Consider the following 22,927-nt stretch of genomic DNA (forward strand, 5'->3'; position numbering starts at 1 on the left):
GGAATCATGCCAAGTCGGGTCCCGGCGCGTCCGCGCCGCCCTGCCGGCGACGGCCGGCCGGGCTGACCGCGCCGAAGACGCGCCGCATGGCGATGTCCTGCTCCATCACGCCGGCCAGCCGGCGCACCCCCTCGCGGATCCGCTCCGGCGACGGGAAGGAGAAGTTGAGCCGCATGTTGCCGGTCCCGGAGCCGTCGGCGTAGAAGCCGGTGCCCGGCACGTACGCCACCCGGGCGGCGATGGCGCGCGGCATCATCGCCTTGGCGTCCAGCCCGTCGGGGAGGTTCGCCCAGACGAAGAGACCGCCGGCCGGGGTGGTCCAAGTGGTGCCGGCGGGCATCAGGTCCTCCAACGCGGCGAGCATGGCGTCCCGCCGCTCCCGGTAGACCTCGCGGTAGACCTTCAGCTGCTCCCGCCACGGCATGGTGGAGAGGTACGTCGCCACGGCGGCCTGCGCGTAGCCGCTGGGGCAGAGGATCTGCGCCTCGCTGGCGATGACCAGCTTGTCGCGGACCGCGTGCGGGGCGAGGATCCAGCCGACCCGCAGGCCGGGGGCGAAGGTCTTGGAGAAGGTGCTCAGGTAGAAGACGCCGTCGCGGCGGCGGGCCCGCAGCGGCGCGGGCGCCTCACCCTCGAAACCGAGCTGGCCGTACGGGTCGTCCTCGACCACCAGCAGGCCGGCGCGCTCGCAGATGTCCAGCACCCGCTCGCGGCGCTCCTCGCTCAGCGTCACGCCGGTCGGGTTCTGGTAGGTCGGGATGGTGTAGAGGAACTTCACCCGCCGGCCGGCGCGGGCCAGGTCGGCGATGGCCACCTCCAGCGCCTCGGGGATCAGCCCCTCGTCGTCCATCGGGACGTGCGCGACCTGGGCCTGGGCGGCCTGGAACACCCCGAGCGCGCCGACGTAGGTCGGGCCCTCGGCGAGCACCACGTCCCCCGGGTCCAGGAAGAGGCGGGCCACCAGGTCGAGCGCCTGCTGCCCGCCGACGGTGACCACCACGTCCTCGGGTGACGCGCCGCAGGCCGCGTCGATCCCGGAGAGCGCCATCACCTCGCAGATCCGTTCGCGCAGCTCCAGGGTGCCCTGGCCGATGCCGTACTGGAGGGTGGTGACGCCGTGCTCCGAGCCCAGCCGGCCGAGCATCTCGCCGACCGCGTCGAGCGGCAGCGCGGCGATGTACGGGGCTCCACCGGCGAGCGAGACGACCTCCGGCCGGCTGGCCACCGCGAAGAGCGCCCGGATCTCCGAGGCGGTCATCCCGCGGACGCGTCGGGCGTACCGGTCGGTGTAGTCGTCGAGCGTCGTGCCGGTCATGACATCACCTCGATCGGGTGTCGGTCGGGTCCCGGCCGGTGTGGTACCCGCGGTGCCGTCGACCATGGCGGCGCGGGACGCCGGTCACCCGATCGTAGTCGGGATCGGCGCCGCCGGCCGTCACGACTTCGGGCGGGGTCCACATCCCGGGCCGGCCCCCCGAGTCGGGTGGCTGTTCGCGCGTCCCCTCCCGTACGGTCGGTTGGCGGCGTACGATCGCTCGTCGGGGGCAGGAAGCCGCGCTGGTTCCACCTCCGAGCCTATTGTGGGGATGCGCCAATGTCGCGACGTCTGGTCAGTCTGACCCTCGACACCTTGGAAGACCTGCCCCGCCCGTGCCGGCAGTGCGTCTACTGGGAGCTGGACCCGGTCTCCGCCGACCGGGCCTGCGCGGCCGGTGATCCCGGGCTGGAGAAGGAGGCCTGGGTCTCCCAGACCCTGCTGGAGTGGGGCTCCTGCGGCAAGCTCGTCTACGTCGACGGCATGCCCGCCGGTTTCGTCATGTACGCCCCGCCGGCCTACGTGCCCCGCTCGATGGCCTTCCCCACCTCCCCCGTCTCCGCCGACGCGGCGCTGCTGATGACGGCCAACGTGGTGCCCTCGTTCGCCGGTGGCGGGCTGGGCCGGATGCTCGTGCAGGGTGTCGCCCGGGATCTGACCAAGCGCGGCATCAAGGCGATCGAGGCGTTCGGTGACGCGAAGTTCGGCGACGGGGACGACGCCACCCGCGCCTGCGTCGCCCCGGCCGACTTCTTCCTCTCGGTGGGCTTCAAGACCGTCCGCCCCCACCCGCGCTACCCGCGGCTGCGGCTGGAGCTGCGCACCGCCCTGAGCTGGAAGTCCGACGTCGAGTACGCGCTGGAGAAGCTGCTCGGCTCGATGAGCCCGGAGACGCTGCTGCGCCCGGTACGCCCCGCCCCGGCCACCCGGTCCACCGCCGGCTGATCCGCCGGCGGGACACGACGGCGGCTCAGTCGACCACCGCGCCGGCGGCCACCACCGCCCGCAGCTCGCTCACGTCGATCGAGCCGGTTGGCACGTCCCGCTCGATCGGGAAGAACATCCGCTGTACGGCGGCCACGATCGCCTCCACCACCCGGTCCCGGAACCGCGGGTCCACCAGCCGTTCCCGGTCCTTCGGCGAGGTCAGGTAGCCGACCTCCACCCGTACCGCCGGCATCCTGGTCAGCCGCAGCAGGTCCCACGCCTTGGCGTGGGTACGGCAGTCCCGCAGCCCCGTCCGGGCGACGATCTCCCGCTGCACCAGCCCGGCGAGTCGCTCCCCGGTCGCCGAGTTCACGCCGTTGTCGGTGCCGTAGTGGTAGGTGGCCACACCTTCCGCCTCCGGGTTGGCGTGCCCGTCGGTGTGCAGGGAGATGAACACGTCGGCGCCGAGCGAGTTGGCCAGCTGCGCCCGTTCGGTGTCCGGCAGGCAGCTCTCCGGTGCCGGGCCCCGGGTGAGCTGCACCCGGACGCCGGCGGCGGCGAGTCGTCCCTCCAGCCGGCTGGCCAGGTCGTGCACGATCTCCGCCTCGATCCAGCGCAGCGGCCCCTCGGGCACCACCACCCCCGGGTCGGTGCCGCCGTGGCCGGGGTCGATGACCACCGTCCGTCCGACCAGGGTGGGCCCGGACTGCCGGATGGCGTCGGACTCGCGCAGCCACTGCGGTCGGCCGCCGACCACCTTGCGGCCGAGCCGGCGCAGCGCGCTCATGGTGTGCGGTCCGCAGGAGCCGTCGGGCTTGAGCCCCACCTCGCGCTGGAACTGGGCCACCGCCCGGGAGGTGCGGACGCCGTAGATGGCGTCGGCGCGACCCACGTCGTACCCCATCTCGAGGAGGCGTTCCTGGAGCGAACGGACGTCCTCGCCGGTGAGGGGTTCGGGCACCGCGTGGTAGAGGGTGCGGGCGCCCAGCCGCCAGCGGGCGGCGTCCAGGGCGCGCCAGGTCTCGGCGCCCACCCGCCCGTCGACGCTGAGCCCCCGGGACTGCTGGAACGCGCGGACGGCGCGTTCGGTGGCGACGTCGAACTCGTCGCCGGTCGATGACGGGAGCAGGTCGAGGCCGGTCAGGACGGTGCGGATCTCCGTCACGGCGGGTCCACGGTCACCGGGTCGGATCGGACGCACGCACGACCCCCTCTGCTGCTGCCTGGTCGGGCGCCACGCTCTCCTCACGCCCACCGGGACTTGCGACGATGGCGCTCTCCGCCGAGCGGATGCCTACGGAGCGTACCGTGGCCGGTTGCCGGCCGGTCCGGGTTCGCGCAGGTCACCGCCGCTGGAAAGACGAAACCCCGCACCCGGTCGGGTGCGGGGTTCCGGTGTCGCGGTGGCTCAGAGCGCCGACTCGATCAGCCGGACCAGCTCGCCCTTGGGCTTGGCACCGGCGATCGACTGCACCGGCTCACCGTTCTTGAAGATGGTCAGGGTCGGCACGGACATCACCCGGTAGGCGCGGGCGGTCTCCGGGTTCTCGTCGATGTTGAGCTTGACGATGGTGACCTGGTCACCCATCTCGCCCGCGATCTCCTCCAGCAGCGGCGACACCTTGCGGCACGGCCCGCACCACTCGGCCCAGAAGTCCACCAGCACCGGCTTGTCGGACTTCAACACGTCGGTGTCGAAGTTCGCGTCGGTGACGACCTTCGTTGCTCCCACTATGACCCTCCTCAGACGTTCGGTTCGTGTCTCTCAGCCCTGGATCGTGGCGATGAAGCGCTCGGCGTCCAGCGCGGCGGCACAGCCCGTGCCGGCCGCCGTGATCGCCTGCCGGTAGGTGTGGTCCACCAGGTCACCGGCGGCGAAGACGCCGGGGATGCTGGTGCGGGTGCTGGGCGCCTGCACCTTCACGTACCCCTCGCCGTCGACCTCCACCTGGTCGCGGAAGAGCTCGCTGCGGGGGTCGTGGCCGATCGCGACGAAGACGCCGGTCACGTCCATCACCTTGGTCTCGCCGGTGTGCACGTTGCGGACCCGGACCCCGCTGACCTTGCCGTCCTCGCCGAGGATCTCCTCGACGGTGCTGTTCCACTCGACCTTGATCTTGTCGTTGCCCAGCGCCCGGTCGGCCATGATCTTGCTGGCCCGGAACGAGTCGCGCCGGTGGACGATGGTGACCGAGTCGGCGAAGCGGGTGAGGAAGCTGGCCTCCTCCATCGCGGAGTCCCCGCCACCGACCACCACGATGTTCTGGCCGCGGAAGAAGAAACCGTCACAGGTGGCGCAGGACGACACGCCGTGGCCGAGGTACTCCTGCTCGCCGGGGACACCCAGCGGCCGCCACGCCGAACCGGTGGAGAGGATGACGGCCCGGGCCCGGTAGGCGGTCTCGCCCACCCACACGGTGCTCACCGCGTCGGAACCGATCTGGCCGGTGTCCTTCAGCTCCACCCGGGTGACGTCGTCGGTGAGGAACTCCGCGCCGAACCGCTCGGCCTGCTTGCGCATGTTGTCCATCAGCTCGGGGCCGAGGATGCCGTCGGCGAAGCCGGGGAAGTTCTCCACCTCGGTGGTCGTCATCAGCGCGCCACCGGACTGCACGCCCTCGATGACGAGGGGCTTGAGATTGGCACGGGCGGCATAGACCGCCGCCGTGTAGCCGGCCGGCCCGGAGCCGATGATGATCAGGTTGCGGACCTCGTCCACTGCCGTCTCCCGATGTGTGTGTTCGCCATCCGTACCGGCTGAACTGCCGCCGGGACGATGCCGATCCGAGTGCCGACCGTTCAGCGACGGCGGCGACTGACTTGCAGAACGTCATCGTACGAACCGGGGATTCCCGAGCCGGTCGTCCGGTGGGTCACGTCACGCGGCGGCGGACGCCCGTGGCCGCGAACTCACCCTACCCGCGCCTGCCACCGGGTGTCCGCGCCGGAGCCCGGTACGCCGCACTCCGCCCCGGTCACCCAGGTCCAGTGTTGCCCGGACGGGTCGGCGAAGCGGACCACCAGCGCCGGCTCCCCCCGGAAGGAGGCGTAGTCGACCAGGTCCACGGTGACCGGCCCACGGCCGTGCTCGGCCGAGATCTCGCCGAGGCAGACGTCCAACGCACCCCGGTCGCTGAGCCGGTCGAGCCCGTTGGCGAAGGCCGGACGCCTCCTGTCCGGCGCCCCCTCCACCGAGCCCACTCCCGGCTGCGGGCCGGGACCGGCGCTCGCGGCCTTCGGCAGCGCCGACCGGGACGAAACGCCGGCCAGCGTCTCCGGGGTCCAGTCGGTGCCGCTGCGCCCGGGCTCGGTGGTCAACCGGAACGGCGCGGCGGCGTCCTCGGCGGACGGTCCGGCCATCGTCGTGGCGGCGGTGTCCGCGGTGCCCGAGTGGTCGAGCAGCTGGCCGATGCCGAGGCCGCCGGCAACCAGCGAGGCCGCGGCGAGCGCGACCGGGCCGGCGAGTCGGGACCAGCGCCGGCGCCGCCGCCCCGGTCCGGCCGCGCCGGTGCGCCCGTCGTCCGGCCGGGACCCACCGGTACGCCGTGCCGCGCCACCGGCCTGGGCCGGTACGCCGGGAGGGGTCGGTCGGGCGTCGTGCCCGACCCGGTCGGTGCCCGCGAGCGTGGCGTCGGCGGGAGCGGCCGGACCGGCGCCGGCGAGCGCCGCGGTGAGCCGGTCGAGCACGGCGAGCGGCATCTCAGGCGCCGGCTCGGCCCAGGCGGTGAGGTCGGCGCGGACCAGGGCGACCGCGGGGGCCAGCTCGGCGTACGCCTGGGCCCAGGCCGGGTCCGCCTCGACCAGGCGGGCGACGGTCACCTCGTCTGGGGTGCCGGCCAGGGCCCCACCGACGTAGTCGGCGAGCAGGTCGTGGTCGACCTCCCTGAATTCCCGGGCCGTCACGTCTCCTCCTGGTGGGCATCCTGCCGGGACCGCCCCGACCCCGATCCGACGCCTTCCGGGGCCCGTCGGTTCCCGACGGTGACGCCCGGCACGTTCCGAGCGGGGTCGCCGACCGCCGGGCCGCCGGTCGAGCCGGTGCGCAGATGCCCGAGCAGGACCGCCAGCCGGGCACGGCCGCGGGCGCAGCGGCTCTTGACCGTTCCCTCCGCCACCCCGAGGATCCGGGCCACCTGGGCGACCGGGTAGCCCTGCACGTCGACCAGCACGAGCGCGGCGCGCTGCTCGACCGGCAGCGCCGCGAGGGCCTGCCGGACCACCAGGGCGGTGTCGTGGTCGGTGGCCGGGGCGGCGGGTTCGACCCCGCCGGTGAGCCGGCCGTCCTGGTCGGTGCGCGTACCGTCCGGCAGTGGCACGGTCGGATGGGCCTGGCGCCGCCGGATCCGGTCCAGGCAGGCGTTCACCACGATCCGGTGCAGCCAGGTGGTGACGGCGGAGTCGCCGCGAAACCGGCCGGCGGCGCGGTGGGCGGAGAGCAGCGCGTCCTGGAGCGCGTCCGCCGCCTCCTCGCGGTCGCCGAGCGTACGCAGCGCCACCGCCCAGAGGCGGTCGCGGTGCCGGTGGAGCAGCTCGGTGAAGGCGTCCCGGTCACCGGCGACGTGCGCCCGGAGCAGCTCGATGTCGCTCGCCTCGGCCGGCGGTACGGCACGCGGGGTGACCACCGGCGCCGGGTCGCCCCCGGCCGCCGGGTCGGGCGTCCCCCCACCGCGACCGGCCATCACCACGTCCGGGGGAGGCGGTGCCGGGGTCGCGCCGGGGGGATCACGAGCCCTGGACCGTGATTTCCTGCACGCCGAGCTTCCAGCCGTCCCCGCTGTCCTTCTCCGGCAGTTCGGTGATCCAGAAGAGCAGGTAGCGGTACGTCTTGTCGGCGTCGAAGCCGTTGAAGGTCATCTTGGTGCCGTCGTGCTCCTCGAACGGCTGCCCGATCCGGGTCGTGTAGGCCGCCTTGAGCTGCTTGTCGCCCGTGGAGCTGGACGCGAAGTCGCTCTCACCGGCGAGCAGTTCGGCGGAGGCTCCGGTCGAGGAGAGGACCGCCTGCAACGACTTGACCGTGCGCGGCTGGCCCAGGTCGATCCAGATCCCCATGCCCTTCTTCAAGCCGCCGAACTTGCCGTTGTTCCGGTAGCTCTGGGTCTCCCAGCCCTCGTCCTCGTCGCCGTCGATCACCTTCTCGGCGTCGCGCACCTCTGCGCGGTCCCCGCTGTCCGGGTCGATGATCCGGACGTCCTCGATGTTGAGCTTGCGCACGGCGGGCGCGGGGGCGCTGGCCGCGCTGGACGGGGCGCTGTTGGTCGGCCGGGCCACCGGCTCGGTGTCGGGCGACTTGTCGTCGCCGCCCAGGGCGCTGATGCCGATGAGCAGGCCGACCAGGGCGACGGCCAGCAGGCCGGCGATGCCGATCGCGACCTTGCGGCCACCCGCGGCGGCCAGCGGCGAGGGATCGTCGCCGGGGTCGGCGGTGAAGCGGATCGTGCCGGTCTGGTCGAGGAAGTGGTCCTCGGCCGGGATGTCGAGCCGGCCCAGCTCGGCGGCGAGCACGTCCGACGACGGCGGGGCGATCTCGGCGTCGAGCAGGTCCATGGTCAGGTCGTCGAGGTAGGCCGGTACGCCGGCCCGCACCTGCCGCGGGGCGGCGATCGCGCCGCTGGCGTCGCGGACCGCGTCCGGGATGGCGGCACGGCCGTGGCCGGCGGTCGCGCCGTGCAGCGGGGCCTCGGCGTGCGGCCAGTGCCCGGTCAGCGCGAAGTACAGGATGCCGCCGACCGCCCGGATGTCGTTCTCCTGGCTGTCCGCGCCGTCGGTCCGCGCGTCGGCCAGCACCACCCGGGAGTCGTCGCTGATCATCACGGTGCCGGGGTGCACGTTGCCGTGCACCATCCCGGTCGCGTGCACGGAGGCGAGCGCGCTGGCCACCGCGTTGCCCACGGCGGTGGCGCGGGCCGGGTCCAGCGGACCGTCGGCCACCAGCTCCCGCAGGGACCGACCGTCGACCCACTCGCGCACCACGTACGCGCGGTCGTCCTCGTCGATCGCGTCGTAGACGCCGACCAGGTTGGGGTGGATGACCCGGCTGGCGGCGACCGCCGCCTGGAGCATCTCGGTGGCCGAGTCGCCGCCCGGGTAGCGAAGCACGACCGCCACCGGCCGGCGCAGGATGACGTCGACTCCGCGCCACACCAGTCGCCCGGCGCTGTCGTTGTTGATGTGCTCGACCAGTTCGTACCGCTCGGCGAGGATCTCACCGGCCGTGGGAGCACCGAAGGTCATGACGGGCGGAGCAGTCTCCTCCGCCTCCTGACCCTCGCCGACCTGGGTCACCAGTCCTCCCTCGGTGATCGTGTCGATCGATGGACCCGCGCTGCTGGGCATGTGGCTTCCCGCTCCGCCTTGAAGGAACCGGCCGACGGCGTCGACGCGAGCGTCGGCCACCTGCCGCATCCGTCGAGTGCGACCTTACCCGGACTGGCCGTCATACCGACATGTCATCTTCCCGCCGGTGCCGACCAGGTGCCGGGTAAGGAGCACCTTGTCCGGTTACTACCCATCTCGGCCACGATGCTGGCACATGTACAGGCCAATCTAGAGGCTGACCGCAAGTAGCCGCCGGAGGGGCCCACCCGGGAGTGGCGATCCGACAACCCTGTGCCGACTTCCCTCCGAACGGCCCATCAAGCTCAGCCGTACGGTTGGTTGTCCACAGGCCGATCCGGTGGCTGACCGGGAAATCGCCCGGTTATCCACAGGCGTATCCCCAGGCTGGTGATCCTCGTTCACACTCCGTGCCGGACTGCCCCGGGAGCCCGGCACGGGCCACCGTCGCGCAGCGTCAGCGCCCCAGCCGCCGGCGCACCATCCCGACCACCTCGGTGATCTCGCCGATCCGCAGCACCATGGCCAGTCCCAGGTACGTCGCCCCGATGACCGCCCCGCCGATCACCAACTGGAGGGCCGCCGCCAGCCAGCCCAGGTCGGCCGGGTCACCGGGCAGCAGGTTGACCACCAGCAGGCCGACCAGCGCCGCCCCCAGTGCGGCGACGACCACCTTGCCCATGGTCCGCATGATGTCGCCCAGCCCGATCCGGCCGACCCGCGGCCGGAGCAGCAGCGCGGAGACCACCGCCGCCGCGACGTACGAGAGCGCGTTGCCGAGCATCATGCCCGCCGCCGCGAAGGCGGGCGAGAAGACGACGAAGAGCCCCACCTGGAGCAGCACCCGCAGCGCCACCACCGGGATGTTGACCAGCGCCGGGGTGCGGGTGTCCGGCAGCGCGTAGAACGCGAAGGTGAAGAGCTGGCTGACCGCGAAGGGCACCAGCCCCACCGCGGCGACCAGCAGCACGGTGGAGGTGGCGCGGGCGTTCTCGGCGTCGAAGGCGCCGTACTGGAAGACCACCCGGGAGATCGGGCTGGCCAGCACCGCGTAGCAGACCGCCACGGGGGCGAGCACCGCGGTGACCATCCGGGTGCCCCGGGACAGGTCGGCCGTCACGTCGCGGAACCGGCCGTCGGCGGCGGCGGCGCTCATCCGGGGCATCAGCGCGGTGATGATCGAGACGGCGATGATGCCGTGCGCCATCATCAGCAGCAGGAAGACGTTGTTGTAGATCAGGATGCCCGCGCTGTCCTCGCCGGCCGCCCGGGTCAGCAGGTTGACCACCACGAAGAGGCCGAGCTGGTTGACCGCCACGTAGCAGAACATCCAGGCGCCGAGCCGCGCCAGCTCGCTCAGCCCCAGCTCGCGGAAGTCGAAGCGCCACTTCCAGCGGAAGCCCACCTTGCGCAGCGCCGGCAGCAGGCCGGCGGCCTGCACCGCCACGCCGAGCAGGGTGCCGCCGCCGACCAGCAGGATCTGCCCGGCGTCCAGCTCGCCCGGCTTCAGCGCCCTGGCCCCGTAGATGAGGATGTAGAGGCCGAAGACGCCGATGACCACCAGGTTGTTCAGGATCGGCGCCCACATCGGCGCGGCGAAGTGCCCCCGGGTGTTCAGCACCGCGGCGATCAACGCGCTGACGCCGGTGAAGAAGAGCATCGGCAGCATCAGGAACGACAGGCTCGTGACGAGCTCGGTGTAGTCCTCGTCCTTGCCGCTGGCGTAGAGGGCGGTCAGCACCGGCGCCGACGCCACCGCGATCAGCGCGGCGGCGGCCAGCGTGATCACCGCCAGGCTGAGCAGCCGCTGGGCGTACGCCTCGCCGCGGTCCGGGTCGGCCTTGCTCCGGCGGACCAGCACCGGGATCAGCACACTGGTCAGCACGCCGCCGAGCAGGAACTCGTACACCTGGTTCGGCAGGAACTGGGCCGTCGTGTAGGCGTTGCCGATCAGGTTGCCCAGCGCGGCGCCGATCATCAGGTTCCGGATGAAGCCCGTACCCCGGCTGACCAGGCTGCCGATCGCCATCACCGCGCTGTTCGCCGCGGCGCTGGTCTCCCCGACCACCTCCGGCGGGGGCGCGGTGGCCTCCACCCCCGGCTGGTTCAGCGGTTCGGCGGAGATGAAGGTCGCCCCGTCGGTCGGCGGCATGGCGCCGTCCGGCGTGGCGTTCGCGCTGCGGTAGAGCCCGCCGCCCATCTCCAGCCTCCAAGGGGTACGTCGGAGCCGGACGCCGGCTCGCACGTGGAAGACCTTAGTCAACCTCGACCTCTTACCCGCGCCCGGCGGATCAGTTGCCGCACCCGCCCGATAGGCTGGCGATCCCATGTCCGAAGCTGCCTCCGCATCCCACGCCGGCGACCGCCGCGAGCTCACCGTCGTGCAGCGCAACGCCGTCGCCGAACTGCTCCGTGTCTCCCCGGTCGCCGACGAGCTGGGCCGCCGGTTCGCCGCCGCCGGGCACGAGCTGCACCTGGTGGGCGGTTCCGTGCGCGACGCCCTGCTCGGCCGGCTCGGCGACGACCTGGACTTCTGCACCGACGCCCACCCCGACCAGACCTTGAAGATCATCAAGGGCTGGGCCGAGTCGATCTGGGAGACCGGCCGGGAGTTCGGCACCATCGGCTGCCAACGCGACGGGCTGCGCCTGGAGATCACCACCTACCGCGCCGAGGCGTACGACCAGGTCAGCCGGAACCCGATCGTCGAGTACGGGACCGACCTCGACGAGGACCTGAAGCGGCGGGACTTCACCATCAACGCGATGGCGGTCAGCCTGCCCGACCACCGGTTCACCGACCCGCACGGCGGCCTGGACGACCTCGCTGCCAAGGTCATCCGTACCCCCGGCACGCCCGGGGAGTCCTTCGGCGACGACCCGCTGCGGATGCTGCGGGCGGCCCGCTTCGCCGCGCAGCTCCGCTTCACCGTCCACCCGGACGTGCGCGCCGCGATGACCCGGATGGCCGCCGACCTGGACCGGATCACCGCCGAGCGGATCCGCGACGAGTTCACCAAGCTGCTCTCCGGCGCCGACCCCATCACCGGGCTGCGGCTGCTGGTCGACACCGGCCTCGCCGAGCGGTTCCTGCCCGAGCTGACCGGCCTCAAGCTGGAGATCGACGAGCACGCCCAGCACAAGGACGTCTACGAGCACACCCTGACCGTGGTCAGCAACGCCGTCTCCTTCGAGGAGGACGGCCCGGACTTCGTCCTGCGGATGGCCGCGCTCATGCACGACGTGGGCAAGCCGGCGACCAAGGCGGTCGGCTCGGACGGTCGGGTCAGCTTCCACCACCACGAGGTGGTCGGTGCCCGGTTGACCAAGGTCCGGATGAAGGCGATGCGCTACCCCAAGGACGTCACCGCGCAGGTGGTCGCCCTGGTCGCGCTGCACCTGCGCTTCTACGGGTACGGCCGGGGCGAGTGGACCGACTCGGCGGTGCGCCGGTACGTCACCGACGCCGGCGACCTGCTGACCCGGCTGCACAAGCTGACCCGGTCGGACTGCACCACCCGCAACCGGCGCAAGGCGGCCCAGCTGGCGGCCGACTACGACGCGCTGGAGGAGCGGATCGCCCGGATCGCGGCCGAGGAGGACCTGGCCCGGGTCCGCCCCGACCTGGACGGCAACGCGATCATGGAGCTGCTCGGCGTACCGCCCGGTCCGGTGGTGGGGCGGGCCTGGCAGCACCTCAAGGAGCTGCGCCTGGAGCGGGGCCCACTGGACCGGGACTCCGCCGAGGCGGAGCTGCTGCGCTGGGCCCGCGAGCAGGGCATCGTCGACCAGAGCTGACGACGCGGGCGCCGCCCCGACGGACGGCGCCCGCGTCGTGGATCAGCGGGTCTCGACCGCGCTGCCGTCGACCGCCGTTTTTCCGTTGCCCGCCGACTGCGAACCGGCGGCGGAGGCCGAGCCGAGCCTGGCCAGCAGGCCGGGCAGGTCGATGCCGGTGAGGTCGGAGCCGAGCTGGAGGCCCTGCGCGACGTTGCCGGCCACCGACCTCGTCAGCGACGACGCGCCGTCGGTGGAGATCACCGTCATCTTGTCGATCGCGCCGATCGGGGCGCTGGCCGCCTCGACCACCTGCGGCAGCACCTTGACCAGGAGGTCCAGCACCGCCGCCTCGCCGTACGCGGCGAACGCCTCGGCCTTGCGGGCCATCGCGTCCGCCTCGGCCTGACCGCGGGCCAGGATGGCCGCGGCCTCGGCCTGGCCCTCCCGCTCGACCGCCTCGGCGATCGCGGAGCGCCGCCGCTGCTCGGCCTCACCCTCCTTGGCGCCCTCGACGGCGTTCGCCTCGGCCAGCGCCGCCCGGCGGGCCCGCTCGCCCTCACCGGTGAGCCGGGCCTGCTCGGCGGCGGCCTGGGCGGCGGCGATGACGGACTGCCGCTGCGCGTCGGCGTTGAGCACGGCCGCGTTGCGAGCCGCCTCGGCCTCCTGCTCCACCTTGTAGCGGGCCGCGTCGGCCGGCTTGCGCACCTCGGTGTCGAGCTGGCGCTGCTTCAGCTCGGCGTTGCGCTCGGCCACCTTCTGCTGCTCGGAGAGGATCGCCTGGTCCCGTTCGGCCTGGGCGAGCGGTCCGGCCGCCGCCGACCGGGCCTTCGCGGCGTCGATCTCGGCCTGGATGGCGGCCTGCTTGAGCGACAGGTTCCGGTTCGCCTCGGCGATCGCCTCCTCGGCCAGCAGCCGCTCCTGCTCGGCCTGCTGCCGGGCCCGGGCCTCGGCGATGGCCGCGTCCTTGAGCACCCGGGCCGCCTCCGGCCGCCCCAGGTCCTGCAGGTAGGAGCCCTCGGCCAGGATGTCCTGGAGCTGGAAGGTGTCCAGCACCAGCCCCTGGTTGGTCATCGAGTGTTCGGCCTCCTCGGCGACCGCGCTGGCGAACGCGGCCCGGTCCCGGATGACCTCCTCCACGGTGAGCCGGCCGACGATCGAGCGGAGCGCGCCGGCGAGCACCTCCCGGGTGAAGTTGTCGATCTCGTCCTGCTGGTGCAGGAAGCGCTGGGCGGCGGCGCGGATCGCGTCCTCGGTGCCGCCTACCTTGACGATCGCCACGCCGTGGAGGTCGGTGCGGATGCCCTGCTTGCTGACCGCGCCCCGGATGCCCACGTCGATGCGGCGGCTGGACAGGTCGAGCGACTGGAGCTTCTGCACCACCGGCAGCACGAAGACGGAGGCCCCGAGGACCACCTTCTGGCCGGACATGTCGGTGGAGCGACCACCGTCGGCGGTCTGCGTGGTCCGGCCCTTGCGCCCGGTGACGATGAACGCCTCGTTCGGGCCGGCGACCTTGATCCGGGAGAGCACGAAGAGCACGAGGACGACGACCAGCAGGACCGCGCCGCCGACGGCGATGACAAGGGGCATGGGCAGTTTCCGTCTCTGGGAGGAGGTGGAGTGGGGGTCAGTAGGTCTCGACGTGGACGCTGGTCTCGCTCAGCGCCTGCACGACGAAGATCTGCGCGCCGACCGGGATGGGATGGTCGGCGCGGGCGTTGAGCTTCACCGGCTGGCCGGCCACGCGTACCCGGACCTCGCCGTAGCCGGTGGCGGGCACCGGGGTGACCACCAGGCCGAGCGCGCCGACCAGGTGGTCGCGGGTGGGCGTGGGGTCGGTGGGCATGTCCCGCGCCGCCCGGCCCAGCCGGGACGCCAGCCACGCGGCCGGCACCGCGGCGACCGCGCCGCCGGCCACCGCCGCCGCCACCATCCCCGGGGTACCCCCACCGAGCAGTTCGTTGACGATGGCGGCGCCGAAGCCGAAGGCCCCGAGGAAGCCGGCGACCGCCTCGACGGAGAGGGGACCGTCGACGTCCAGGTGACCGAGGTGGAGAAGTTCGGTGCCGAGCAGGGCGAGGGCCATCACGGCGACGCCCGCCCCGCCGATGATCAGAAAAATGAGAGTCCCCGTGGCCACGACCTGCACGGTATCGACGTCGCGCAACGTCCTCAGGCGCCTGTCAACGGTGGTGTCGTGACGACGACACGGTGGCGTATCGACCGAAAAGATGAGGCGCGGTGCGGTGATGGTCGTCCATGATGGCGGGGCATCCCGTCGCATCCTGCAGGTCATCGATCGCCGATGCCGACGGACGCCCGTCCGACCGTCCACAAGGGGCGCTCGACGACCAACGGGGAGATCTATCTGTGAAACGCCGTGGCGTGATTCGCCGCTCGGCGGTGGCCGGCCTCATGCTCGCCTCCGCTACGGTCCTCGTCAACGCCGGCACCGGTGGTGCCGCGATGGCTGACCCCTCCGGCCTGCCGACCAAGGGCAAGACCGGTGCGGTCAAGGCCGCCGAGGTGGTGCCGGACCGTTACATCGTTGTCCTGAAGAACAAAAAGGCCACCCCCAAGCAGGTCAAGGCGGCCGCCGCCGCGCTGGCCAAGGAGAACGGCGGCACCGTCCGCCGGGTCTACAAGAAGGCGATCCACGGTTACTCCGCCACCATGTCCCGCAAGCAGGCGGACCGGCTGGCGGCCGACCCGGAGGTCGCGTACGTCGAGCCGGTGCGCCGCTTCTCGCTCAGCGGCACGCAGAGCGGCCCGCCGTCGTGGGGCCTGGACCGGATCGACCAGGTCTCGCCGAAGCTGAACGGTTCCTACTCCTACCCGAACACCGGCGCGGGTGTCACGGCGTACGTCGTGGACACCGGCATCGACTTCGCCCACCAGGACTTCGGTGGCCGGGCGACGTCCGGGTACGACGCGATCGACCTGGACAACGACGCCCAGGACTGCCACGGCCACGGCACGCACGTCGCCGGCACGGTCGGCGGCACCATGTACGGCGTGGCCAAGGACGTCAACCTGGTCGGCGTCCGGGTCCTCAACTGCGAGGGCTCCGGCACCACCGAGGAGGTCGTCGCCGGGATCGACTGGGTGACCACGAACGCGGCCAGGCCCGCCGTGGTCAACATGAGCCTCGGTGGCCCCGCCGACCCGGTGATCGCCAACGCGGTCAGCTCCTCCATCGCCAGCGGTCTCACCTATGTGGTGGCGGCCGGCAACGAGGCGTTCGACGCCTGTCAGTTCAGCCCGGCCAACGTGTCGTCCGCGATCACCGTCGGGGCCACCGACAAGGTCGACTACCGGGGCTGGTTCTCCAACTACGGCAAGTGCGTCGACGTCTACGCCCCCGGCGTGAGCATCGTCTCTGCCGCGATGGGGACGACGAACGGGTCCGCCTCGTACAACGGCACCTCCATGGCCAGCCCGCACGTGGCCGGCGCGGCGGCGCTGCTGCTCCAGTCGAACCCGTCGTGGAGCCCGGCGCAGGTCCGCAACACCATCGTCACCAAGGGCCTCGCCGGCGCGGTGCACAACCCGTGGGGCGCGACGGACCGGCTGCTCAACGTGGCGGCCACGGTCTCCCCGGCGCGCAGCTCGCACGGCCTGCGGGCGCGCTCCAACGGCAAGTTCGTGCAGGCGGTCAGTGCCGGCACCCTGCCGCTGGCGGCCAAGGGTGGTGCGCTGGGCGGCTGGGAGAAGTTCGACATCGTCGACGCGGGCAGCGGCCTGGTCGGATTCCGGGCCCGGGCCAACGGCAAGTACGTCAGCGCCACCGGCGCGGGCAGCAAGCCGCTGATCGCGAAGTCCACGGCGATCAGCACCTGGGAGAAGTTCCAGCTGATCAACAACACCGACGGCACGGTGAGCATCAAGGCCAAGGTCAACGGTAAGTACGTGACCGCGCCGAGCAGTGGCGGTGCGCTGATCGCCAGCAAGACCACCGCCAGCACCTGGGAGAAGTTCGACGTCGAGGCGCCGAACCCGATCGTCAGCATCAAGTCGGCGGCCAGCGGCAAGTACGTGAAGGCGGCCAGCGGCGGAGCGCAGCCGCTCATCCCGGCCTCCTCGACGGTCGGCACCTGGGAGAAGTTCGAGCTCGTCGACGTGAACGACGGCTTCTTCGCGATGCGCTCGCTGGCCAACGGCAAGTACGTCTCCGCCGCGGGTGCGGGCAGCAAGCCGCTGATCGCCTCCGCCTCCTCGGTCAACACCTGGGAGGTCTTCGACTTCGCCTGGTACCGGGGCGACGGGTCGATCTGGCTGCGGGCGTACGTCGACTGGCAGGCGGTCAGCGCGGGCAGCGCCGGCACCAGCCAGCTCATCCCGAACAAGAACTTCGACGACTTCGCCGAGGACTTCGGCCTGTCGGCGGGTGAGCGCTACTTCGTCAACCCGGCCTGATCCAGGCCGCCGCACCGCCCCGGCGCCCGTCGGTGCCGCCCCTCACCGGGCGGCCCGGCGGGCGCCGTCCTTCCCGCCTCGTCGCCCGTCGGTGGGGCCGGGGAGAATGGGCGGATGCGCTGGACCGTGCTCGACACCCCGATCGGCGAGTTCTCGGTGGCCACCGATGCCGGCAGCGTCTGTGGGGCGCACTTCGGGCGGGTGGCGTCGGCGGCCGAGGAGCCGTCGGACGAGCTGGCCCGACGGGCGGTGGCGGAGCTGCGGGCGTACTTCGCCGGCGAGGCGACCGACTTCGGTGTCCCGGTCGAGATGCCACGCGGGTCCGACTTCGAGCGGGCGGTGTGGCGGGAGATGACCCGCATCCCGTACGGGGAGACGCTCACCTACGGCGAGGTGGCCCGCCGGGTGGGGGACGCCGGGGCGGCCCGGGCGGTCGGGGTGGCCTGCAACCGCAACCCGGTCCCGGTGATCGTGCCCTGTCATCGGATCGTCGGGGCGGGCGGGAAGCTGGTCGGCTTCGGCGGCGGCCTGGACCGCAAGGTGAAGCTGCTGGAACTGGAGGCCGGGGTGGCCCTGCGCCGCGCCTGGTCCTGACCGGGACCCCCGGAACGGGCCCGGGCCCGACCGAATGGCCGGGCCCGGTTGTTGCTGGTGGTCAGCGCGTCAGCGCTCGACCTCGCCGGCGATGAAGGCCTCGACGGCGGCGTGCGCGTCGTGGTCGGCGTACTGCACCGGCGGGGACTTCATGAAGTACGACGAGGCCGACATGATCGGGCCACCGATCTTGCGGTCCAGGGCGATCTTCGCGGCCCGGACGGCGTCGATGATGACGCCGGCCGAGTTCGGCGAGTCCCACACCTCGAGCTTGAGCTCGGCGTTGAGCGGGGTGTCACCGAAGGAGCGGCCCTCCAGGCGGATGTACGCCCACTTGCGGTCGTCCAGCCACGGCACGTGGTCCGACGGGCCGATGTGCACGTCGCTCTTGCTCATCTCGTGCGGGATCTGCGAGGTGACCGACTGGGTCTTCGAGATCTTCTTCGAGACCAGGCGGTTGCGCTCCAGCATGTTCATGAAGTCCATGTTGCCGCCGAAGTTGAGCTGGTACGTGCGCAGCAGCTCGACACCACGGTCCTCGAAGAGCTTCGCCAGCGCGCGGTGCACGATGGTGGCGCCGACCTGGCTCTTGATGTCGTCACCGACGATCGGCAGGCCCGCGTCCTCGAACTTCTTCGCCCACTCGGGGTCGGAGGCGATGAAGACCGGCAGGGCGTTGACGAACGCGCAGCCGGCGTCGATCGCGGCCTGGGCGTAGAACTTGTCGGCCTGCTCGGAGCCGACCGGCAGGTAGGAGACGACCACGTCGACCTGCGCGTCGCGCAGCGCCTTGGCCACGTCGACCGGCTCGGCGTCCGACTCCTCGACGATCTCACGGTAGTACTGGCCCAGGCCGTCGAAGGTCGGACCGCGCTGCACGCTGACGCCGGTCGGCGGCACGTCGCAGAGCTTGATGGTGTTGTTCTCGCTGGCGACGATCGCCTCCGCGAGGTCCATGCCCACCTTCTTGGCGTCCACGTCGAACGCCGCGACAAACTCCACGTCGGAAACGTGGTAGTCGCCGAAGGTGACGTGCATGAGACCCGGGACGCGGTCGTTCGGGTCGGCGTTCCGGTAGTACTCCACGCCCTGAACGAGGGACGAGGCGCAGTTACCCACACCGACGATGGCGACGCGGACGGAGCCCATAGCGTCTGCCTCCTTCTTCTTCATCACGGCCGCTCTTTCCTGGACTCTCCAGGCGGAGGCGGGCTGTTGTTGTCTCGTCGGCCGCCGGCCGTCCCGGGTTGCGGGACCGTCGGGGCACGGCCGGAGCGCTCGTTGGCGATGAGCTCCTCCAGCCAGCGGACCTCGCGCTCACAGGCGTCGAGCCCGTGGCGTTGCAGTTCCAGGGTGTACGCGTCGAGGCGCTCGGCCGCCCGGCCCAGCACGTCACGAAGACCTTCGCGACGCTCCTCGATCGTGCGGCGGCGACCCTCCAGAATGCGGAGTCGGGTCGCCTGGTCGGTCCGGGCGAAGAACGCGAAGTGCACCCCGAAGCCCGTGTCGTCGTACGTCTCGGGCCCGGCCTGCGCGATCAGTTGGGCGAAGCGTTCCTTGCCCTCCGCGGTGATTTTGTAGACCACCCGACCTCGTCGGCTGGTCAGCGCGGGAACCTCCTCGGCGGTCGCGGGTGTCTCGGCGGCCTCGGTGATCCATCCCGCCGCCTGCAGCCGGCGCAGGGTCGGGTAGAGCGAGCCGTAGCTGATCGCCGCCCGGATGGCGCCGAGCTTGGCGGTGAGCTCCTTGCGGAGTTCGTAGCCGTGCATCGGTGACTCCTGCAGGAGGCCGAGGATGGCGAGCTCGAGCACGGGCCATCCCTTCCCACCTCCGGCAGCGGAGTCAACCGCCGCGATGTATCGGACCGATACATCGCACGTTAGTACCTCATCCGCGATCAGGGCAAACCTTCGTTCCGGGAGCTGTTGGTGACGGATCGTGACGGTGGTCGCCTCGTCCGGCCGGACCGCGTACCCTTCTCCGCATGCGTACGCAGCGCCAGGTGGTGGACTACTCGCTCCAGAAGCGGGCAGTGCTGCGTGAGCTCCTGGCCGGCCGCGTCGGCACGTACGACGTCTGCGACGCCTCGCCGTACCTGAAGAACGCCGCCCGGTTCCACGGTGAGCCGACGGAGCAGCGCTGCCCGATCTGCCGGAGCGAGAACCTGACCCACGTCCACTACATTTACGGGGACGAGCTCAAGCAGTCTGCCGGCCAGGCGCGCACGCTGGCCGAGTTGCCCGTGCTGGCGATGACGCTGCGTGAGTTCCAGGTCTTCGTGGTGGAGGTGTGTCTCGGCTGTGACTGGAACCATCTCGTCGAGCAGTTCCTGCTCGGCCGGGACGGGCTGGCCGAGGGGGGACCGGAGCAGGGTGCGGTGGGCGGCGTGAGCGCGCCGGGCGCCGGGCCGGCCCAGGGGCGAAGGCGAGAGGCGCAACGGTGAATTTGGCTGGACCGGGCGATCCCGGTGCCGTCGACGACGGGCACCACGACCGGCAGCTGAACGGCCTGATTGGTCCGATTGATACGGATATGATGACGCGCCCCGGCTCCCGCCGGGGCTTCGCGTCGCGTGTGTCAACTCACGGCAACCCGGTGGTGGCGCCCCCGCGTCCCACCGCGACCGGCAGGGTGTGAGGAATGAACTCGTACGGCGATCCCAGTTCCCCGCGTGCGCGGGCTCAGGTACCGGGTTCGAACGGTGGCCCCGGGCCGCGGTCCGACGACGCGTACCCCGGCTCCGGCGGGGAGGCCCGCGGCGCGGCCCCGGCCGGCCGGGCCTCGGTCGGCGGCGCGCCCGCCGGGCGGGCCTCCGCGTCGGTGCCGCCGCGCGCGTCCGGCGCGGCCGGCGCCGCCTCGGTGGGCCGGGCGGGACCGGGCCGGGCCTCCGTGCCGGTCTCCCCGGCCCCGGTGGGCCGGGCCGGCGCGGGCCGCGCCTCGGTGCCGGTCTCCCCGGCGCCAGCTCCGGCCGGCCGGGCCTCGGTCGGGGTGGGCTCCGCCGGCCGTGCCAGCGTCGGCTCGGCGGCCGTCGGTGGCCGGGCCGCGGTGGCCCGGGCCGGCGTCGCCCCCGTCTCCGGCGGGCCGGGTGGCCCCACCGGGCCGGGCGGACCGGGCGGTGGTGGCCGCGGTGGCGGTCGTCGGCCGGGTGACCCCGACGCGGTGGCCCGGGCGAAGAAGCGCAAGCGGGTCAACATGCTGATCGCCAGCTTCGCGGTCTTCATCATGCTCGCCGGCGTCGGCGTGGTCGGCTTCACCTACTACTCGACCACCGTGGTGCTGCCGAACAAGGTGCCGCTGCCGCTCTCCACCACCGTCTACGCCAAGGACAACAAGACGGTGCTCGCGAAGCTCGGCAACGAGAACCGCACCTTCGTCACCATCAACGACATCCCCAAGCCCGTGCAGCACGCGGTCGCCGCCGCCGAGGACCGCAAATTCTACGAACACTCCGGCGTCGACTACGTGGGCATCGCGCGGGCCGCCTGGAACAACCTCTCCGGCGGTGACAAGCAGGGCGCCTCGACGATCACCCAGCAGTACGCCCGCAACGCCTACGAGAGCCTCAAGGACGACTCGTACGCCCGGAAGGTGAAGGAGGCGATCCTCGCCTCCAAGCTGAACGACCAGTACTCCAAAGAAGAGATCATGCAGCACTACCTGAACGTGATCTACTTCGGTCGGGGGGCGTACGGCATCGAGGCGGCGGCGCAGACCTACTTCGGCAAGCGCGCCAAGGACCTGGACGTGGCCCAGGGTGCGGTGCTCGCCGCCCTGATCAAGCAGCCGGTGGCCAGCACGGACCCCAACGGTCACAAGGGGTACGACCCGGCGGTCAACCTCCCCGCCGCGCAGGAGCGGTGGACGTACGTCCTCGACGGCATGGTCGCCAAGGGCTGGCTCAACGCGGCGGAGCGGCCCGCCGCGTACCCGAAGGTGCTCAAGCCCAGGGAGGACGGCGCCGGCTTCGGCGTGAAGACCCCCCGGGGCAACGTGGTCAACTACATCCGCGAGGAGATGGAGCAGTGGGGTCTCTGCACCAACTCCCAGGCGGAGGGGAAGCGCAGCTGCTCTGACGAACTGCGCGACGGCGGCTACCGGATCCAGACCACCATCGACCCGAAGCTCCAGGCCGCGGTCGAGAACACGGCGATGCGGAAGAAGGGGTCGGAGCTCTACGACCAGCCCAAGAACCTGATGGCGGCGGTGGTCTCCATCGAGCCGAAGACCGGCCGGGTGCTCGCCTACTACGGCGGTGACAGCGGCGCCGACCTCGACTACGCCGGCAAGAACACCGACGCCAGCGGCAACCTCACCGGTGGTCACCCCCCGGGCTCGTCGTTCAAGGTCTACACCCTGGCTGCGGCCATCAACGAGGGCATCTCGGTCAAGTCGCACTGGGACGCCACCCCGTTCAAGCCGGAGGGCTACAAGAACCCGGTGCAGAACGCCGGCCGCGACGTCAACAGGACCTGCGGCAAGTGGTGCACGTTGGAGTACTCCACGGTCGAGTCGTACAACGTGCCGTTCTTCCACGTATCGGAGAAGATCGGGCCAGACAAGATCATCGACATGGCGAAGGCGGCGGGCATCACCACCATGTGGACGACCCCCGCCAAGGGCTCGCCGAAGCCGGTGAACCTGCTGAGGAGCAAGAGCGCGGAGATCACCCGGTCGCCCTTCGACCACGTGGTGTCCTACGGCCAGTACCCGGTGACCGTGCTGGAGCACGCCAACGGTCTGGCCACCCTGGCCAACCGGGGTCTCTACAACAAGGCCCACTTCGTCATCAAGGTGCAGAAGCAGAACCGGGACACCGGCAAGTGGGAGGTCGTCCCGAACACCGGTGAGAAGCGCGATCCGAAGCAGCGGATCCGGCAGGACGTCGCCGACGAGGTGGCCGGCGTGCTCAAGCAGATCCCCGTCGGCCCGGCGAACCGCCCGCTGGAGGGCGGCCGGCAGGCGGCCGGCAAGACCGGAACCTGGGAGTACGACGGCGAGAGCAACGCGCACGCCTGGATGGTCGGCTACACCGAGCACGTCGCCACCGCCGTCTGGGTCGGTAGCAAGGACCCGAAGAAGCCGAAGATCCTGGACAAGGACGGCGCCAACATCGGCGGCTCGAAGCTGCCCGGCGCGATCTGGCAGCGCTACATGAACTCCGCGCTCGACGGCAAGGAGAAGCGCGACCTGCCGGGCGTCACCGGCGCGGGCGACCAGACCGCGGGCAACGGCGTCCAGCCGGTGGCGCCCCCGCCGCCGCCGCCGGCGGGGGGCCAGCAGCCGCCGGACTGCGGTCCGCTGGGCCTGCTCTGCCCCCCGAACGGCGGTAACCAGGGGCCCGGCTCGCCGAACGACCCCCGACCGGGCGGCAACGGTGGCAACGACGGCGACGGCGACGGCGGAGGCGGAGGCGGCCTTCTACCGACCCTCTCCCCCCGCAGCCGGGATTAGGCACCCGCACAGCAAGGCCGACGGCGGCCGGACCGACTGGTCCGGCCGCCGTCGGCGTCAGACGGCTCAGGTTGCCGCGATCACGGCCATCCGCTCACCGCCACGTCGGCGC

The 22,927-nt window shown here is 72.0% G+C and carries 18 protein-coding genes; 6 read left to right on the top strand and 12 right to left on the bottom strand.

What is annotated here, in order from left to right:
• Positions 1-4 precede the first annotated feature (4 nt).
• Positions 5-1,315, bottom strand: coding sequence for an aminotransferase-like domain-containing protein (locus AC5L3Z_RS11730; protein ID WP_334533760.1), 1,311 nt, complete (start codon positions 1,313-1,315; stop codon positions 5-7).
• 279 nt (positions 1,316-1,594) lie between these two features.
• Between AC5L3Z_RS11730 and AC5L3Z_RS11735 the strand changes: the two genes are divergently transcribed.
• A complete protein-coding gene (locus AC5L3Z_RS11735; protein ID WP_334533763.1) occupies positions 1,595-2,260 on the top strand; it encodes a GNAT family N-acetyltransferase in 666 nt (221 codons plus the stop codon).
• Between the two features lie 25 nt (positions 2,261-2,285).
• Here the strand turns inward: AC5L3Z_RS11735 and AC5L3Z_RS11740 are convergent, their stop codons facing one another.
• The 7 genes from AC5L3Z_RS11740 to murJ all read right to left on the bottom strand — a co-directional run bounded on the left by AC5L3Z_RS11740 (position 2,286) and on the right by murJ (position 10,775).
• Positions 2,286-3,443: an N-acetylmuramoyl-L-alanine amidase gene (locus AC5L3Z_RS11740; RefSeq protein ID WP_494841569.1), complete on the bottom strand. Its 1,158-nt coding sequence runs from the start codon at positions 3,441-3,443 to the stop codon at positions 2,286-2,288.
• 207 nt (positions 3,444-3,650) lie between these two features.
• Positions 3,651-3,974 (bottom strand): thioredoxin, encoded by a 324-nt coding sequence (gene trxA, locus AC5L3Z_RS11745; protein ID WP_334533769.1) that lies wholly within the window; start codon positions 3,972-3,974, stop codon positions 3,651-3,653.
• A gap of 33 nt (positions 3,975-4,007) precedes the next feature.
• Positions 4,008-4,961 carry a thioredoxin-disulfide reductase gene (gene trxB / locus AC5L3Z_RS11750; RefSeq protein ID WP_494841570.1) on the bottom strand — a complete coding sequence of 318 codons (954 nt, stop codon included), beginning with the start codon at positions 4,959-4,961 and terminating at the stop codon, positions 4,008-4,010.
• 191 nt (positions 4,962-5,152) lie between these two features.
• Entirely contained in the window at positions 5,153-6,145 is a 993-nt protein-coding gene (locus tag AC5L3Z_RS11755) for an RsmA family anti-sigma factor (protein ID WP_494841571.1), read from the bottom strand.
• The gene (sigM, locus tag AC5L3Z_RS11760) at positions 6,142-6,921 is read right to left on the bottom strand and encodes an RNA polymerase sigma factor SigM (protein WP_494841572.1); all 780 of its coding nucleotides are present in this window, start codon (positions 6,919-6,921) and stop codon (positions 6,142-6,144) included. The genes AC5L3Z_RS11755 and sigM overlap by 4 nt, the downstream gene beginning before the upstream one ends.
• Before the next feature lie 43 nt (positions 6,922-6,964).
• On the bottom strand, positions 6,965-8,575 hold the full coding sequence (locus AC5L3Z_RS11765) for a protein kinase family protein (RefSeq protein WP_494841573.1): 1,611 nt from the start codon (positions 8,573-8,575) through the stop codon (positions 6,965-6,967).
• Between the two features lie 457 nt (positions 8,576-9,032).
• Entirely contained in the window at positions 9,033-10,775 is a 1,743-nt protein-coding gene (gene murJ, locus AC5L3Z_RS11770) for a murein biosynthesis integral membrane protein MurJ (RefSeq protein WP_494841574.1), read from the bottom strand.
• A 127-nt stretch (positions 10,776-10,902) separates the two neighbouring features.
• Here murJ and AC5L3Z_RS11775 point away from each other — a divergent pair, with 127 nt between their 5' ends.
• Complete coding sequence (locus AC5L3Z_RS11775) at positions 10,903-12,372, top strand: CCA tRNA nucleotidyltransferase (protein ID WP_494841575.1); 1,470 nt, start codon at positions 10,903-10,905, stop codon at positions 12,370-12,372.
• Between the two features lie 42 nt (positions 12,373-12,414).
• Here AC5L3Z_RS11775 and AC5L3Z_RS11780 read toward each other — a convergent pair whose 3' ends face one another.
• Positions 12,415-13,944, bottom strand: a complete 1,530-nt coding sequence (locus tag AC5L3Z_RS11780; protein ID WP_494841576.1) for a flotillin family protein — start codon at positions 13,942-13,944, stop codon at positions 12,415-12,417.
• 37 nt (positions 13,945-13,981) lie between these two features.
• Positions 13,982-14,503 carry an NfeD C-terminal domain-containing protein gene (locus AC5L3Z_RS11785; RefSeq protein ID WP_494841697.1) on the bottom strand — a complete coding sequence of 174 codons (522 nt, stop codon included), beginning with the start codon at positions 14,501-14,503 and terminating at the stop codon, positions 13,982-13,984.
• Between the two features lie 317 nt (positions 14,504-14,820).
• Between AC5L3Z_RS11785 and AC5L3Z_RS11790 the strand changes: the two genes are divergently transcribed.
• The gene (locus tag AC5L3Z_RS11790) at positions 14,821-16,770 is read left to right on the top strand and encodes a S8 family serine peptidase (protein WP_494841577.1); all 1,950 of its coding nucleotides are present in this window, start codon (positions 14,821-14,823) and stop codon (positions 16,768-16,770) included.
• Between the two features lie 114 nt (positions 16,771-16,884).
• Positions 16,885-17,364: a methylated-DNA--[protein]-cysteine S-methyltransferase gene (locus AC5L3Z_RS11795; protein ID WP_494841578.1), complete on the top strand. Its 480-nt coding sequence runs from the start codon at positions 16,885-16,887 to the stop codon at positions 17,362-17,364.
• A gap of 69 nt (positions 17,365-17,433) precedes the next feature.
• Here the strand turns inward: AC5L3Z_RS11795 and AC5L3Z_RS11800 are convergent, their stop codons facing one another.
• Positions 17,434-18,513 (bottom strand): inositol-3-phosphate synthase, encoded by a 1,080-nt coding sequence (locus AC5L3Z_RS11800; protein ID WP_334533800.1) that lies wholly within the window; start codon positions 18,511-18,513, stop codon positions 17,434-17,436.
• A 23-nt stretch (positions 18,514-18,536) separates the two neighbouring features.
• Positions 18,537-19,175 (bottom strand): PadR family transcriptional regulator, encoded by a 639-nt coding sequence (locus AC5L3Z_RS11805; RefSeq protein WP_334533803.1) that lies wholly within the window; start codon positions 19,173-19,175, stop codon positions 18,537-18,539.
• Between the two features lie 173 nt (positions 19,176-19,348).
• Here AC5L3Z_RS11805 and AC5L3Z_RS11810 point away from each other — a divergent pair, with 173 nt between their 5' ends.
• The gene (locus tag AC5L3Z_RS11810) at positions 19,349-19,807 is read left to right on the top strand and encodes a DUF5318 domain-containing protein (protein ID WP_334533806.1); all 459 of its coding nucleotides are present in this window, start codon (positions 19,349-19,351) and stop codon (positions 19,805-19,807) included.
• Between the two features lie 197 nt (positions 19,808-20,004).
• Positions 20,005-22,815, top strand: coding sequence for a transglycosylase domain-containing protein (locus tag AC5L3Z_RS11815; RefSeq protein WP_494841579.1), 2,811 nt, complete (start codon positions 20,005-20,007; stop codon positions 22,813-22,815).
• Positions 22,816-22,927 lie beyond the last annotated feature (112 nt).

The organism is Micromonospora sp. LZ37 (assembly GCF_059359015.1).